General features: G+C 61.2%; 12 protein-coding genes. 9 read left to right on the forward strand and 3 right to left on the reverse strand.

Going from position 1 to position 14,757, the window contains the following annotated elements:
- The first annotated feature begins 13 nt into the window (after positions 1–13).
- The gene (locus HBR94_RS19750; protein ID WP_057441570.1) at positions 14–1,354 is read left to right on the forward strand and encodes a phosphate ABC transporter substrate-binding/OmpA family protein; all 1,341 of its coding nucleotides are present in this window, start codon (positions 14–16) and stop codon (positions 1,352–1,354) included.
- A gap of 116 nt (positions 1,355–1,470) precedes the next feature.
- Here the strand turns inward: HBR94_RS19750 and HBR94_RS19755 are convergent, their stop codons facing one another.
- Positions 1,471–2,700: an acyl-CoA dehydrogenase gene (locus tag HBR94_RS19755; RefSeq protein ID WP_029298342.1), complete on the reverse strand. Its 1,230-nt coding sequence runs from the start codon at positions 2,698–2,700 to the stop codon at positions 1,471–1,473.
- Between the two features lie 151 nt (positions 2,701–2,851).
- On the opposite strand from HBR94_RS19755, the gene HBR94_RS19760 reads away from it, so the two are divergent.
- The 3 genes from HBR94_RS19760 (at position 2,852) to HBR94_RS19770 (ending at position 5,166) form a co-directional block, all read left to right on the forward strand.
- Positions 2,852–3,781, forward strand: coding sequence for a LysR family transcriptional regulator (locus tag HBR94_RS19760; protein ID WP_057960036.1), 930 nt, complete (start codon positions 2,852–2,854; stop codon positions 3,779–3,781).
- Positions 3,782–3,851: 70 nt separating this feature from the next.
- Positions 3,852–4,253, forward strand: coding sequence for a MerR family DNA-binding transcriptional regulator (locus HBR94_RS19765; protein ID WP_057960037.1), 402 nt, complete (start codon positions 3,852–3,854; stop codon positions 4,251–4,253).
- Between the two features lie 13 nt (positions 4,254–4,266).
- Positions 4,267–5,166 carry a hydroxymethylglutaryl-CoA lyase gene (locus tag HBR94_RS19770; protein WP_057960038.1) on the forward strand — a complete coding sequence of 300 codons (900 nt, stop codon included), beginning with the start codon at positions 4,267–4,269 and terminating at the stop codon, positions 5,164–5,166.
- 685 nt (positions 5,167–5,851) lie between these two features.
- Here HBR94_RS19770 and HBR94_RS19775 read toward each other — a convergent pair.
- Complete coding sequence (locus tag HBR94_RS19775) at positions 5,852–7,534, reverse strand: AMP-binding protein (protein WP_170045417.1); 1,683 nt, start codon at positions 7,532–7,534, stop codon at positions 5,852–5,854.
- 171 nt (positions 7,535–7,705) lie between these two features.
- On the opposite strand from HBR94_RS19775, the gene HBR94_RS19780 reads away from it, so the two are divergent.
- From HBR94_RS19780 to HBR94_RS19795, 4 genes are read left to right on the forward strand one after another with little or no spacing between them, the layout of a single operon-like run.
- On the forward strand, positions 7,706–8,869 hold the full coding sequence (locus HBR94_RS19780) for an isovaleryl-CoA dehydrogenase (protein ID WP_057441554.1): 1,164 nt from the start codon (positions 7,706–7,708) through the stop codon (positions 8,867–8,869).
- Positions 8,870–8,880: 11 nt separating this feature from the next.
- The gene (locus HBR94_RS19785; RefSeq protein ID WP_057960040.1) at positions 8,881–10,488 is read left to right on the forward strand and encodes a carboxyl transferase domain-containing protein; all 1,608 of its coding nucleotides are present in this window, start codon (positions 8,881–8,883) and stop codon (positions 10,486–10,488) included.
- Between the two features lie 14 nt (positions 10,489–10,502).
- The gene (locus tag HBR94_RS19790) at positions 10,503–11,309 is read left to right on the forward strand and encodes a gamma-carboxygeranoyl-CoA hydratase (RefSeq protein WP_120733498.1); all 807 of its coding nucleotides are present in this window, start codon (positions 10,503–10,505) and stop codon (positions 11,307–11,309) included.
- On the forward strand, positions 11,306–13,258 hold the full coding sequence (locus tag HBR94_RS19795) for an acetyl/propionyl/methylcrotonyl-CoA carboxylase subunit alpha (protein WP_170045418.1): 1,953 nt from the start codon (positions 11,306–11,308) through the stop codon (positions 13,256–13,258). The genes HBR94_RS19790 and HBR94_RS19795 overlap by 4 nt, the downstream gene beginning before the upstream one ends.
- Here the strand turns inward: HBR94_RS19795 and HBR94_RS19800 are convergent.
- Positions 13,255–13,902 carry a LexA family transcriptional regulator gene (locus tag HBR94_RS19800; protein ID WP_057441591.1) on the reverse strand — a complete coding sequence of 216 codons (648 nt, stop codon included), beginning with the start codon at positions 13,900–13,902 and terminating at the stop codon, positions 13,255–13,257. The two genes, HBR94_RS19795 and HBR94_RS19800, sit on opposite strands and share 4 nt — an antisense overlap.
- A 129-nt stretch (positions 13,903–14,031) precedes the next feature.
- On the opposite strand from HBR94_RS19800, the gene HBR94_RS19805 reads away from it, so the two are divergent.
- Positions 14,032–14,376, forward strand: a complete 345-nt coding sequence (locus HBR94_RS19805) for a DUF3077 domain-containing protein (RefSeq protein ID WP_057960043.1) — start codon at positions 14,032–14,034, stop codon at positions 14,374–14,376.
- The last annotated feature ends 381 nt before the right edge of the window (positions 14,377–14,757 follow it).

A 14,757-nucleotide genomic window follows, 5' to 3' on the forward strand; every position in this document is an offset into this window, starting at 1 on the left:
AGAAGGTGCCGGCATGATGCTGCGCGTTCTGTACCTGCTGACACTTTGCAGCGTTTTTCCTCTTACAGTTTCTGCAACGCCCCTACCCTTTCCCGAACACGGCCCGGCCTTACGCATCCAGGGCTCCAACACCATTGGCGCGGCGTTGGGCCCGGCGCTGGTCAGGGGTTTGCTGGAGCAACAGGGTCTCAAGGCTGTACACAGCGAAACACCCGCCCGCCCCAACGAAGAGCGGCTCGTCGGCACCAGCCCCCAAGGCAAGCGGGTACTGGTCGAGATCGCCGCCCATGGTTCCAGCACCGGCTTTGCCGCGCTGAAACAGGCCGCGGCCGACCTGGCGGCCGCGTCACGCCCGATCAAGGACCGCGAACTGGTGGACCTCGAGCCCCTGGGTGACCTGAAAAGCCCCGGTGCCGAGCAGGTGATCGCGATTGATGGCCTGGCAATCATCCTGCACCCACGCAACCCGCTGCAGGTGTTGACCACCGAACAACTGGCGAGGATTTTCAGCGGCGAGATCAGCACCTGGGAAGCCTTGGGCGGCAGCGGCGGGAAGATCCGCCTATATGCTCGCGATGATCAATCCGGCACCTACGACACCTTCAAGGAGCTGGTGCTCAGCCGTCGCGGCAAAACCCTCGACAGCAAGGCTCAGCGCTTTGAATCGAGCGAGCAACTGTCCGATGCAGTCAGCCAGGATCCTCAGGGGATTGGCTTTATCGGCCTGCCTTATGTGCGTCAGGCCAAGGCGGTGGCCATCAGCGATGGCGACTCCCAAGCCATGTTGCCGCAGAGCAGCCTGATCGCCACCGAAGACTACCCGCTGTCGCGCCGCTTGTTTTTCTATCTGCCGCCCAACAACAGCAATCCCTGGGCCGAAGCGCTGGTGGACTTTACCCAGAGCGCCCAAGGCCAGGCCATCGTGGCGGCCAATGGTTTTATCGCCCAGCAGGTCCAGGCCATCACCGTGCAGCCACGGGCGCCGATGCCAGCCGACTACCAGGCCATTGCCCGCGAGGCGCAGCGCCTGACGGTGAATTTTCGCTTCGAAGAAGGCAGCGCCAGCCTGGACAACAAGGCGCGCCAGGACCTTGCCCGCGTGGTGGCTTATATAGATAGCCACGATAAACGGGACAAGCGCGTCACGCTGGTGGGGTTTGGTGACGCCAAGGATGATCCGCAACGCGCCGACCTGCTGTCCAAGCTGCGGGCAATGGCGGTACGCCGAGAGTTAGTCAAAAGTGGTGTGGTGTTGCGCGATATTCGCGGCTTCGGCGCCGAGATGCCGGTAGCGGCGAATACCGTGGATGAGGGGCGGATCAAGAATCGCCGGGTGGAGGTCTGGGTTTATTGAAACCTGAAGACGGGTGTGGATTGGCCCACCGCAATCGCGGGCAAACCCGCTCCCACACTGACCGCGTGCGATCACAATGTGGGGGCGGGCTTGCCCGAGATACCGGCGACTCGGTCCTACTGGCCGCTGCGCATCAGTTCTTTAGGCACATATTTGCCAATCTCGAACTTGCCAATCGCCGCCCGGTGCACTTCATCCGGGCCGTCGGCCAGGCGCAGGGTACGTTGCATGGCGTACATGTAGGCCAGCGGGAAGTCATTGGAGACCCCGGCACCGCCATGGATCTGGATCGCCCGGTCAATCACCTTCAGGGCCACATTCGGCGCCACGACCTTGATCTGGGCGATTTCACTTTTCGCCACTTTGTTGCCGACCGTATCCATCATGTAGGCGGCCTTTAACGTCAGCAGGCGTGCCATGTCGATTTCCATCCGCGAGTCGGCGATTTTGTCGATATTGCCACCCAGGCGCGCCAGCGGTTTGCCGAAGGCGGTGCGGCTGACCGAACGCTTGCACATCAACTCCAGGGCCCGTTCAGCCATGCCAATCGAGCGCATGCAGTGATGGATACGGCCCGGGCCAAGGCGCCCCTGGGCAATTTCAAAGCCGCGGCCTTCACCCAGCAGGACGTTTTCGTACGGCACACGCACGTTGTCAAACAGGACTTCGGCATGCCCATGGGGCGCGTCGTCGTAGCCGAACACCGGCAGCGGCCGGACGATTTTCACCCCGGGCGCATCCACCGGTACCAGGATCATCGAGTGCTGCTGGTGGCGCGGCGCATCCGGGTTGCTCAGGCCCATGAAGATCAGGATCTTGCAGCGCGGGTCGCACGCGCCGGAGGTCCACCACTTCTTACCGTTGATCACCCACTCGTCACCCTGGCGCTCGGCGCGGGCGGCCATGTTGGTGGCGTCGGAAGACGCCACATCGGGTTCGGTCATGGCGAACGCCGAACGGATCTCGCCACGCAGCAGCGGCTCCAGCCAGCGTTGTTTCTGCTCTTCGTTGGCGTAGCGCACCAGCACTTCCATATTGCCGGTGTCGGGTGCCGAGCAATTGAACGGCTCCGGCCCCAGCAGGGAGCGGCCCATGATTTCGGCGAGCGGCGCGTATTCCAGGTTGGTCAGGCCAGCGCCCAGTTCGGATTCCGGCAGGAACAGGTTCCACAGGCCTTCGGCCTTAGCCTTGGCCTTGAGCTCTTCCATAATCGCAGTGGGCTGCCAGCGGTCACCTTCGCTGACCTGGCGTTCAAACACCGGCTCGGCGGGGTAAACGTAAGCATCCATAAACGCGGTGACGCGTTCACGCAGTTCCTGAACCTTGGGCGAATAGGCAAAATCCATGAGCAGCTCCCTTCTTGGAGAGGTTGTTTAGGTCATGCAAACGATGCTAGAACAGCGCTGATAATTTACCTAGCCTATTCTCGGCGTGTATTAACATTCATCACCGATATATGATCGGCGTATGAAAACCTAACAAGAAGAGCGCAACGAAATGAATCTGAGCAAGGTCGACCTCAATCTTTTCATCGTCTTTGACGCGATCTACACCGAAGCCAACCTGACCCGTGCCGGACAGATCGTGGGCATCACCCAGCCGGCCGTATCCAACGCCCTGGCACGCCTGCGTGAGACCTTCAACGACCCGCTCTTCGTGCGGACCGCCCAGGGCATGGTGCCGACCCCCATGGCCCAGAACATCATTGGCCCGGTGCGCAATGCCCTGTCGTTGCTGCGGGTGTCGGTGCAAGAGAGCCGGATCTTCAACCCGTTGCAAGCGGCCAAGACCTACCGCATCAGCATGACCGACCTCACTGAAGCGGTGATCCTGCCGCCACTGTTCCAGCGCCTGCGCCGCCTGGCGCCCACGGTGATCATTGAGAGTTTCCTGTCCAAACGTCGGGAAACCACCAAGGAACTGGCCGCCGGACGCCTGGATTTCGCAGTGGACGCGCCGCTCAACACCGACCCGCAAGTGCGCCACGTCAAGCTGATGGAAGACCGCTACGTGTGTGCCATGCGCAAGGGCCACCCGATGGCGGGCAAGGAAAAGTTCAGCCTCGATGACTACCTGTCGCTGACCCATATCCATATTTCCAGCCGGCGCAATGGCCTGGGCCACGTCGACCTGGCCCTCGGCAAAATGGGGATCCAGCGCAAGATCGCCCTGCGCTCCCAGCATTACCTGATGGCTTCCCAGGTGTTGCAGCAGACCGATATGGTAATGACCGTGCCCGAGCGCTTTGCACGGCGTAACGAGCTGCACTCGTTCAACCTGCCGGTCAATGATGTGCCGCCGGTGGAAACCCACCTGTACTGGCATGAAAGCACCGACCAGGACCCCGCCAACCGCTGGATGCGCGAGCAGATGATCGAGTTGTGCCAGCAGGTTACGGCGCGTGAGAAGAAGTTGGATAACGCGTAGGCGGTGATTTGCTTGACGTTTACGTCAAGCAGCCATTAGCGTAGCGCCAAGACCCTCCTTGAGCGCCACCATGAGCACGACCTACAGCATCTCCGACCTGGCCCGCGAGTTGGACATCACCACCCGGGCCATTCGTTTCTATGAAGAACAGGGCCTGCTGCGCCCCGAGCGCCGCGGCCAGGAGCGTATCTATTCGCCCCGGGACAAAGTCAGCCTGAAGCTGATCCTGCGGGGCAAGCGCATCGGTTTTTCCCTGGCCGAATGCCGCGAACTGATCGAACTCTACGACCCCAGCAGCGGCAATCAAAAGCAATTGCACAGCATGCTGGCAAAAATCAGCGAACGCCGTGAGCAGTTGGAACAGCAGTTGCTGGACATCGAGCAGATGAAACTGGAACTGGACACCGCCGAAGAACGTTGCACCCAGGCCCTGGAACAGACGATCCAGAGCCAGGTCGGCCAACCCCAATAAAAAGGTAGATCCCATGTCTCTCCCCTCTCAGGTGCGCCTGATCGAAGTCGGCCCGCGCGACGGTCTGCAAAACGAAGCCCAGCCCATCAGCGTGGCCGACAAGGTGCAACTGGTCGACGCCCTCAGCGCGGCGGGCCTGGGCTATATCGAAGTCGGCAGTTTTGTCTCGCCCAAGTGGGTACCGCAGATGGCCGGCTCGGCCGACGTGTTTGCGCAGATCCAGCGCAAGCCGGGCGTGATCTATGGCGCGTTGGCGCCGAACCTGCGGGGCTTCGAGGACGCGCTGGCGGCCGGGGTCAAGGAGGTCGCAGTATTTGCAGCGGCGTCCGAGGCGTTTTCCCAGCGCAATATCAACTGCTCCATCAGCGAGAGCCTGGAGCGCTTTGCACCCATCATGGCGGCGGCACAACAGCACGGCGTGAGTGTGCGCGGCTATGTGTCCTGTGTCTTGGGTTGCCCCTATGAAGGTCAGGTCGCCCCGGAGCAAGTCGCTGCGGTGGCCCGCGAGCTGTATTCCATGGGCTGCTATGAAGTGTCCCTGGGCGACACCATCGGCACCGGCACCGCAGGCGCTACGCGGCGCATGTTCGAGGTAGTGGGCAAGGACGTGCCACGGGCAAAGCTCGCCGGACACTTCCATGACACCTACGGCCAGGCCATCGCCAATGTCTACGCCAGCCTGCTGGAGGGTATCCAGGTGTTCGACAGCTCTATCGCGGGCCTTGGCGGCTGCCCCTATGCCAAGGGCGCCAGCGGTAACGTGGCCACCGAGGACGTGCTGTACCTGCTCGACGGCCTGGGCATCGAAACCGGTATCGACATGGACAAGTTGATTGTAGCGGGCCAGCAGATCTGTACGGTCCTGGGCCGCCCCACCGGCTCACGCGTGGCCAAGGCCCGTAGCGCCCGTTGAGTAGCGCGCCTGCTCCGATGTGTTACCTCGCGGCTACACATCGGGTAACACGGGAACATATTTTGTCGCATTCTCTGAAGTAAATTTCCTACTAAAAAATCAATCCATTGATTTTAAAGGACTTTTAAAAGTTGGCACGGCTTCTGCTATCTCTATGGCATAACAAGAATAAAAAGCACCAAACCTAATAAAAATAAGACGTAACGACTCTGACATAACAAAAACAACACGGCAGAGACGCAGCTAACAGATTTTTTTGGAGAAGATGTGCTTCGCAGGGTACGGCGCAAGCCGCCACTCGCAACCGGGCAGAGAACAATAAAACTACCTCAAGGTAGCTACCCACTGGTTGGATCGCGTGCGAAGAAGCAGATCAGCGCTCAAAAAAATACGTTTGCTCTTGACCCCGGATGGGGGTCGCCAAAAACAGCGGTAAAGGGCCACGGTTGCCAAAAACAACAATAGACCGCCCCTCAATAATAAAAAAAGAGCACGTAACAACAAATTAAAGGGGAGCTTCGGCTCCCCTTTGTGCTGTCTGGGTGAAAACCATTGCGCGGTACATGCAAAGGCAAATGTGGGAGCGGGCTTGCCCGCGATAGCGGTGGGTCAACTGATGAATAGTTGACTGACACTCCGCCATCGCGGGCAAGCCCGCTCCCACATTTTTGATCGGCGCCAGATCTCAGTCTTCGCTACGCAGTTGCTCGATGGTGATCTCACGCATGCGAAACTTCTGAATCTTCCCCGTCACAGTCATCGGAAATTCTTCGACAAAGCGGAAATGCTTCGGCGTCTTGAAGTGTGCAATGCGCCCTTTGCACCAGGTTTGCAGTTCCAGCTCGTTGGCCACGTGCCCGGGGTGAAACTTGATCCAGGCCACGATCTCTTCGCCATAACGCTCATCGGGAATGCCGATGATTTGTACATCCGCCACCGCCGGGTGGGTGAAGAAGAACTCTTCCAACTCCCGTGGGTACACGTTCTCGCCACCGCGAATGATCATGTCCTTGTTGCGCCCGGCGATGCACACATAACCCTGCTCATCCATGGTCGCCAGGTCGCCGGTGTGCATCCAGCCGGCGTCGTCGATGGCTTCGCGGGTGCCTTCAGGGTTGTTCCAGTAGCCGAGCATCACGCTGTAACCTCGGGTGCACAACTCGCCAATCTGCCCACGCGGCACGGTGTTACCGGCCTCGTCGATGATTTTGCTTTCCAGTTGCGGCTGGGTCCGCCCGACCGTGGTCACGCGCCGCTCCAGATCGTCATCCGCGCCGGTCTGCAGGGAAACGGGACTGGTCTCGGTCATGCCGTAGGCAATCTGCACCTCGCTCATATGCAAGTCGCTGATGACCCGGCGCATCACCTCTATCGGGCAAGTGGAGCCGGCCATGATCCCAGTGCGCAGACTCGACAGATCGAACGTGCTGCGTTGCGGATGATCGAGCACCGCAATAAACATCGTGGGTACGCCGTACAGGCCGGTGGCGCGCTCTTCGGCCACGGCGGTCAGGGTCAGCAGTGGGTCGAAGCCGTCATTGGGATAGATCATCGTGGTGCCATGGGTGATGCAGCCCAGGTTACCCATGACCATGCCAAAGCAATGATAGAGCGGCACCGGGATCACCAGGCGATCCTGCGCGGTCAGGCCCAGGCTTTCGCCAACCATGTAACCGTTATTGAGGATGTTGTGGTGACTGAGGGTGGCACCCTTGGGGAAGCCCGTGGTGCCGGAGGTGTACTGGATATTGACGGCTTGATCGAAGTGCAGGCTGGCCTCGCGGCGCTGCAATTGTTCCGGGGGTGTCCCCGTCCCCAGGGCCGACAATTGCGACCAGGGCATGAACCCCGAGGGCGGTCGCGCATCCAGGCTGATCACCCCGCGCAGTTCCGGCAATAGATCACAGTGCAACTGGCCAATGCCCTGCTCCGCCAGTTCCGGCACCAGCGCCTGCAGCATGCCGTGGTAGTCGGAGGACTTGAACGAACCGGCACAGATCAACCACTGGCAACCCGACTGCTTGAGCACGTATTCCAGCTCGCTGCTGCGGTAGGCCGGGTTGACGTTGACCAGAATCACCCCGAGCTTGGCGCTGGCCACCTGGCTGATGCACCACTCGGCACAGTTCGGCGCCCAGATGCCGAGGCGATCCCCGGCCTGCAACCCCAGCGCCAGCAGCCCGCGTGCATGCAGGTCCACGGCTTCGGCCAACTGCCGCCAGGTATAGCGCAGCTGCTGATGGCGCACCACCAGGGCCTCGCCCTCCGGGTACTGCGCCACCGTGCGGTCAAATGCCTGGCCGATGGTCATGGCCAGCAAGGCCTTGTCCTGTGGGCCACGGCTGTAGCTCTGATTCGGTTGATCCATGACGACCCCTATTGTCTTTTTTGTAGGTGGACGGTGCGCCGGTCAGGCGCGAGCTTGACGTTAACGTAAGCTACGATTGACAGTCATGCAACGCAAGTTTACGTTAACGTAAAGGTGATCGCCCAATGGCGTCGCCAGCCCCACAACAATAATGTTTATAGGTGCCCCTCCATGAGTTACCCGACCCTGAATTTCGCCCTCGGTGAAACCATCGACATGCTGCGCGACCAGGTGCAGGCCTTCGTGGCCAAGGAGCTGGCGCCACGGGCAGCGCAGATTGATATCGACAACCTGTTCCCCGTGGATATGTGGCGCAAGTTCGGTGACATGGGCCTGCTGGGCATCACCGTGCCGGAAGAATACGGCGGTGCCGGCCTGGGTTACCTGGCCCACGTGGTGGCCATGGAAGAAATCAGCCGCGGCTCGGCCTCGGTGGCGTTGTCCTACGGCGCGCACTCCAACCTGTGCGTCAACCAGATCAACCGCAACGGCACTCATGAACAGAAACTCAAGTACCTGCCCAAGCTGATCAGCGGCGAACACATTGGCGCCCTGGCCATGAGCGAGCCGAATGCGGGCTCTGATGTGGTGTCGATGAAGCTGCGCGCCGACAAACGCGGCAGCGTGTATGTGCTCAACGGCAGCAAGACCTGGATCACCAACGGTCCCGATGCCCACACCTATGTGATCTACGCCAAGACCGACCTGGAAAAAGGCGCCCATGGTATTACCGCGTTTATTGTCGAGCGCGACGCCAAGGGTTTCAGCCGCAGCAACAAGTTCGACAAGCTGGGCATGCGCGGCTCCAACACCTGCGAGCTGTTTTTCGATGACGTCGAAGTGCCCGAAGAAAACATCCTCGGCGTGCTCAATGGCGGGGTCAAAGTGCTGATGAGCGGCCTGGACTACGAGCGTGTGGTGCTCTCCGGCGGCCCTACCGGGATCATGCAGGCCTGCATGGACCTGATCGTCCCCTACATCCACGACCGTAAGCAGTTCGGGCAGAGCATCGGCGAATTCCAACTGATCCAGGGCAAAGTTGCCGACATGTACACCCAGCTCAACGCCAGTCGTGCCTACCTCTATGCGGTGGCCCAGGCCTGCGAGCGCGGCGAGACCACGCGCAAGGACGCCGCCGGGGTGATTCTGTACAGCGCCGAACGCGCAACACAGATGGCCCTCGATGCGATCCAGATTCTCGGCGGCAATGGCTACATCAATGAATTCCCCGCAGGCCGTCTGTTACGTGATGCCAAGCTGTATGAAATCGGCGCGGGCACCAGTGAGATCCGACGCATGTTGATTGGTCGCGAACTGTTTAACGAAACCCGCTGAGGGAGTGCACCATGGCCACCCTGCACACCCAACTCAACCCGCGTTCGGCGGAATTCGCCAGCAACAGCGCGGCGATGCTCAAACAGGTCGATGCCTTGCACACCCTGCTCGCCCAGGTCCAGCAAGGCGGCGGCAGCAAGGCCCAGGAGCGTCATACCTCCCGTGGCAAGCTGCTGCCGCGCGAGCGTATCAACCGCCTGCTCGACCCGGGCTCGGCGTTCCTCGAACTCAGCCAACTGGCGGCGTATCAGGTTTACGGTGAAGAGGTACCGGCCGCGGGCGTGATCGCCGGGATCGGCCGGGTCGAAGGCGTCGAATGCATGATCGTCGCCAACGATGCCACGGTAAAAGGCGGTTCCTACTACCCGCTGACCGTGAAAAAACACCTGCGCGCCCAGACCATCGCCGAACAGAACCGCCTGCCCTGCATTTACCTGGTGGACTCCGGCGGCGCCAACCTGCCGCGCCAGGACGAGGTGTTCCCCGACCGCGAGCACTTTGGGCGGATTTTTTTCAACCAAGCCAATATGAGCGCCCAGGGCATTCCGCAGATTGCCGTGGTGATGGGCTCCTGCACGGCGGGTGGCGCTTATGTGCCGGCGATGGCCGATGAAGCGATCATGGTGCGCCAGCAGGCCACCATCTTCCTCGCCGGGCCTCCACTGGTGAAGGCCGCCACCGGTGAAGTGGTCAGCGCCGAAGACCTTGGCGGTGCCGATGTGCACTGCAAGATCTCCGGGGTGGCCGACCATTACGCCGACAGCGACGAACATGCCCTGGCCCTGGCCCGTCGCAGCATCGCCAACCTCAACTGGCGCAAACAGGGGCAGTTGCAACAGCGCACGCCGGTCGCGCCGTTGTATGCCAGCGAAGAGCTGTATGGGGTGATCCCGGCCGACGCCAAGCAACCGTTCGATGTACGCGAAGTGATTGCGCGACTGGTGGACGGCTCGGTCTTCGATGAATTCAAGGCGTTGTTCGGCACCACGCTGGTCTGCGGCTTTGCCCATTTGCATGGCTACCCCATCGCGATCCTCGCCAACAATGGGATCCTCTTCGCCGAAGCGGCGCAAAAAGGCGCGCACTTTATCGAGTTGGCCTGCCAGCGCGGGATTCCCCTGCTGTTCTTGCAGAACATCACCGGCTTTATGGTCGGGCAGAAATACGAAGCCGGCGGCATCGCCAAGCACGGCGCCAAGCTGGTCACGGCCGTGGCCTGCGCCAAGGTGCCGAAATTCACAGTGATCATCGGCGGCAGCTTTGGTGCCGGTAACTATGGGATGTGCGGGCGCGCCTACGACCCGCGCTTTTTGTGGATGTGGCCCAACGCCCGCATTGGCGTGATGGGCGCCGAACAGGCCGCCGGCGTGCTGGTGCAGGTCAAGCGCGAACAGGCCGAGCGCAGTGGCCAGGCGTTCAGCGCCGAGGACGAAGCGCAGATCAAGCAGCCGATCCTCGACCAGTACGAAACCCAGGGCCACCCTTACTACTCCAGCGCCCGCCTGTGGGATGACGGCGTCATCGACCCCTTGCAGACCCGTGACGTGCTGGCCCTGGCCTTGTCCGCCGCGCTGAATGCCCCCATCGAGCCGAGCCGCTTCGGCGTGTTCCGCATGTAATTGGAGCTGCACCCATGAGCGATTTCAACACTGTTGAGCTGGTCAACGACCCCCGTGGCTTTGCCACGCTGTGGTTGAGCCGGGAAGAGAAGAACAACGCGTTCAACGCTGAAATGATCCGCGAGCTGATCATTGCCCTGGACCAGGTCCAGGCCGATGCCGCGCTGCGTTTTCTGGTCGTGCGCGGGCGCGGCAAGCATTTCAGCGCCGGCGCGGACCTGGCCTGGATGCAACAGTCGGCCGAACTGGATTACCACACCAACCTCGACGACGCCCGCGAATTGGCGGAGTTGATGTACAACCTGGCCAAGCTGAAGATCCCGACACTGGCGGTGGTCCAGGGCGCGGCCTACGGCGGCGCCCTGGGCCTGATCAGTTGCTGCGATATGGCCATTGGCGCCGATGATGCGCAGTTCTGCCTGTCGGAAGTACGCATCGGCCTCGCGCCGGCGGTCATCAGCCCGTTTGTGGTGCAGGCGATTGGCGAGCGCGCGGCACGCCGCTATGCCCTGACCGCAGAACGCTTCGACGGTCAGCAGGCCCAGGCCATCGGGCTATTGGCGCAAAGCTACCCGCTGGATGCGCTGGATCAGCACGTCGAGCAATGGATCGCCAACCTGCTGCTCAACAGCCCGGCCGCCATGCGCGCCAGCAAGGATTTGTTGCGCGAAGTGGGTAATGGCGCCCTGACTCCAGCGTTGCGCCGTTACTGCGAAAACGCCATCTCGCGCATCCGCGTCAGCGCCGAGGGCCAGGAAGGCTTGCGCGCATTTTTGCAAAAGCGTGCGCCCAGTTGGCAGTCCCAGGAGCCACGTTCATGAGTGCACCGTTGATTACCTGCGTACTGGTGGCCAACCGGGGCGAAATCGCCTGTCGGGTCATGCGCACGGCCAAGGCACTGGGCATGACCACCGTTGCCGTGCACAGCGCCACGGACCGCGATGCGCGCCACAGCCGAGAAGCCGATATCCGGGTGGACCTGGGCGGCAGCAAGGCCGCCGACAGCTACCTGCAGATCGACAAACTGATCGCCGCGGCCAAGGCCAGCGGCGCCCAGGCGATTCATCCAGGCTATGGTTTTCTTTCCGAAAACCCGCGCTTTGCCCGAGCGATTGAAGAGGCCGGGCTGATTTTCCTTGGCCCGCCCGCCTCGGCCATTGATGCCATGGGCAGCAAGTCGGCGGCCAAGGCATTGATGGAAACCGCTGGCGTACCGCTGGTGCCGGGTTACCACGGTGCCGGCCAGGATCTGGAAACCTTCCGCCAGGCCGCCGCGCGCATTGGCTACCCGGTGCTGCTCAAGGCCACGGCGGGCGGCGGCGGCAAGGGCATGAAAGTGGTCGAGGACGAAAGCCAACTGGCCGAAGCCCTGGCCTCGGCCCAGCGCGAGGCGCTGTCGTCGTTTGGCAATGCGCAGATGCTGGTGGAAAAGTACCTGATCAAGCCCCGCCACGTGGAGATCCAGGTGTTTGCCGACCAGCACGGCCATTGCCTGTACCTCAATGAACGCGACTGCTCGATCCAGCGTCGCCATCAAAAGGTCGTCGAAGAAGCACCGGCACCCGGCCTCAGCCCTGCCCTGCGCCAGGCCATGGGCGAGGCAGCGGTGCGTGCCGCCCAGGCGATTGGCTATGTGGGCGCCGGCACCGTGGAGTTTCTGCTGGATGCGCGCGGTGAGTTTTTCTTTATGGAAATGAACACTCGCTTGCAGGTAGAACACCCGGTGACCGAGGCCATCACCGGCCTGGACCTGGTGGCCTGGCAGATTCGCGTGGCGCAAGGCGAGCCGCTGCCCATCACCCAGGAGCAGGTGCCGTTGCGCGGCCACGCGATTGAAGTGCGGCTGTATGCCGAAGACCCGGCCAATGACTTTTTGCCGGCCACCGGGCATCTGGCGCTGTACCGCGAATCGGCGCCTGGCCCGGGACGGCGGGTGGACAGTGGCGTCGCGCAAGGGGACGACGTCTCGCCCTTCTACGACCCGATGCTTGGAAAACTGATTGCCTGGGGCGAGGACCGCGAACAGGCGCGCCTGCGCCTGTTGAGCATGCTCGACGAGTTTGCGGTCGGTGGCTTGAAGACCAACCTGGGCTTCTTACGGCGCATCATCGGCCATCCCGCCTTTGCCGCAGCGCAGTTGGATACCGGGTTTATCCCGCGTTATCAGGAGCAACTGCTGCCTGCCGCCAGTGCGTTGAGTGATGAGTTCTGGCAGGCGGCCGGTCATGCTTTCATGCAGAGCCAGCCCTCCCGGCTGCGGCAGGACGATCCTGCCTCGCCGTGGGCTGCAACCCTGGGCTTTCGTGCGGGCCTGCCTGCCGAAACATCCCTGCATTTGAGCAGTGACGGCCAGGATCGCCTGGTAACACTGCAAACCAGCACCGCGCCGCAACTGCGTGGCGAACAATTGCTGATCGAGGATGCTGGCATCCGCCGTTCGCACTTGGCCGTGCGCCATGGGCAGACGCTGTTCCTGCGCTGGCAAGGTGAGATGCGCAGCGTGACGCTGTTTGACCCGATCGCCGCCGTCGATGCCGGACAAGCCCATCAGGGCGGCCTGAGCGCACCCATGAACGGCAGCATCGTGCGGGTGCTGGTGGAAGTCGGGCAGACGGTGGAGGCCGGTGCGCAACTGGTGGTGCTTGAAGCGATGAAGATGGAGCACAGCATCCGCGCGCCCCACGGAGGCGTGATCAAGGCACTGTATTGCCAGGAAGGCGAAATGGTCGGCGAAGGCAGCGCCTTGGTGGAGCTGGAAGCCCAGGCCTAGAACTTCACCGTGGCCTGTACCACCACGCCGATGATCCGGCAGTCATCGGTGAGCAGGGCTTTGGGGTAGGTCGGATTGAGCGGCACCAGGTAACGCTGGCCGCTTTCCTCGATCAACTTGCGAAAGGTCGCCTGGCTGCTGCCGGCCCATTGGGCCACCACCAATGTACCGGGCTCGGCTTCGCGGGCCGGGTCCACCAGGATCATCATCCCTTCGGCAATACTCGGCCCACTGGGCGCGGTCATCGCATCGCCGCTCACCTGGAGCCAGAACGCCTCGCCGTCGGCCTCGTAATCGCTCGCCTCAAAACGCGTGGCGCCATAGGCTGGCCGCTGTTCGTGCACCTGGCAGGGGTGTTTCCAGTCAGTCACAGGGTAACGAAAATACGGATTGTATTGAGTAACCGGCGCGGCATCGTCGTTCGCCGGGGCGTCGCTTTTTTCGCGGATCACCAGCACCGTCTCCAGATAGCCCAGGCCCAGCTCTTCGAGCACCCGGTTCATATCGGCGAGGCTGGGCACCCGGCGCTTGCCGAGCCAGTGGCCAATGCCGCCCTGGGACATGCCCAAGCGTGCGGCCAGTTGATGCTGCGTGACCTTGCGGGCCTTCATGTTGGCTTTGACCAACGCTATCCATTTATCCATGGGCCACACAATACCGGATGAATTCAGGGCGACAATAAACAGTTTGTAGTAATCAATCAAATGACATAAATACAGATCGTATTATTATCAACCCCACCTGTTCACCTTCCCACCCAGAGCACCGACCTCATGACCACTACCCTGGATCACCTGCCTGGCACACCTGATGACGATGAAATAAAGTTCTTGCAGGGCAGCGAAGCCGCCCGACGCGCACTGGACTACTACTTGAAAGAGGACACGGAGCCAGTGGACGATGTGGCCTTTTTCGAGGCCAACCCCCATGTCAGCAGCGAAGAAGCCCTGGTGCATGCCTCGGACCTGCTGCGCAGCGCCGCCGCCATCGCGTATGAGTTGGCGAACAACAAGCTGGGGGGCACCCGAGACCTGGCGTTTTCAGTGGTGTATTTGATTGATATGGCCAAGGCCATGCTGGAGCGTCCACTGCAACTGGCAGGCGGCAAAGCCTCATAGCCAGATAGGCGTGCAGGAACAGAAGGAAAAATATTTCTATCAGACGGATAAAAACATTTGACTTGCAAATGATAATGATTATTATTGCAAGCAGCTGGTCGCGAGATCAGTCGATAGGCCAAGAGACCTTAGGTCGGACTCTTGGAATATCTCCTCATCAGGCTAATCACGGTTTTTGACCCGGCTCTTTGGCCGGGTCTTTTTTTTGCCAGTTATTCTGGCGTGGCTTCAGGCTAATGAAGACTGTGTGTTGCTCGATGGCGCGCATGGTAGCAAAAGACAATCACCGAAAGAAAGCCGATCAAGCGCTCTGGCCCGCTTCTTTCCAAGATAGCACTTGAGAATCAATCTCATAGACTCTAAGCTGCGGCTGCGTCAAGG

It is taken from the genome of Pseudomonas sp. WS 5412, assembly GCF_012985615.1.
GTDB classification, from domain to species: Bacteria; Pseudomonadota; Gammaproteobacteria; order Pseudomonadales; family Pseudomonadaceae; genus Aquipseudomonas; species Aquipseudomonas shahriarae.

Coding starts and splice junctions, on each gene's coding strand:
- HBR94_RS19785 (WP_057960040.1), top strand. CDS start 8,881: ATGGCCACCCTGCACACCCAACTCAACCCGCGTTCGGCGGAATTCGCC.
- HBR94_RS19780 (WP_057441554.1), top strand. CDS start 7,706: ATGAGTTACCCGACCCTGAATTTCGCCCTCGGTGAAACCATCGACATG.
- HBR94_RS19795 (WP_170045418.1), top strand. CDS start 11,306: ATGAGTGCACCGTTGATTACCTGCGTACTGGTGGCCAACCGGGGCGAA.
- HBR94_RS19800 (WP_057441591.1), bottom strand. CDS start 13,902: ATGGATAAATGGATAGCGTTGGTCAAAGCCAACATGAAGGCCCGCAAG.
- HBR94_RS19775 (WP_170045417.1), bottom strand. CDS start 7,534: ATGGATCAACCGAATCAGAGCTACAGCCGTGGCCCACAGGACAAGGCC.
- HBR94_RS19750 (WP_057441570.1), top strand. CDS start 14: ATGATGCTGCGCGTTCTGTACCTGCTGACACTTTGCAGCGTTTTTCCT.
- HBR94_RS19770 (WP_057960038.1), top strand. CDS start 4,267: ATGTCTCTCCCCTCTCAGGTGCGCCTGATCGAAGTCGGCCCGCGCGAC.
- HBR94_RS19805 (WP_057960043.1), top strand. CDS start 14,032: ATGACCACTACCCTGGATCACCTGCCTGGCACACCTGATGACGATGAA.
- HBR94_RS19760 (WP_057960036.1), top strand. CDS start 2,852: ATGAATCTGAGCAAGGTCGACCTCAATCTTTTCATCGTCTTTGACGCG.
- HBR94_RS19765 (WP_057960037.1), top strand. CDS start 3,852: ATGAGCACGACCTACAGCATCTCCGACCTGGCCCGCGAGTTGGACATC.
- HBR94_RS19790 (WP_120733498.1), top strand. CDS start 10,503: ATGAGCGATTTCAACACTGTTGAGCTGGTCAACGACCCCCGTGGCTTT.
- HBR94_RS19755 (WP_029298342.1), bottom strand. CDS start 2,700: ATGGATTTTGCCTATTCGCCCAAGGTTCAGGAACTGCGTGAACGCGTC.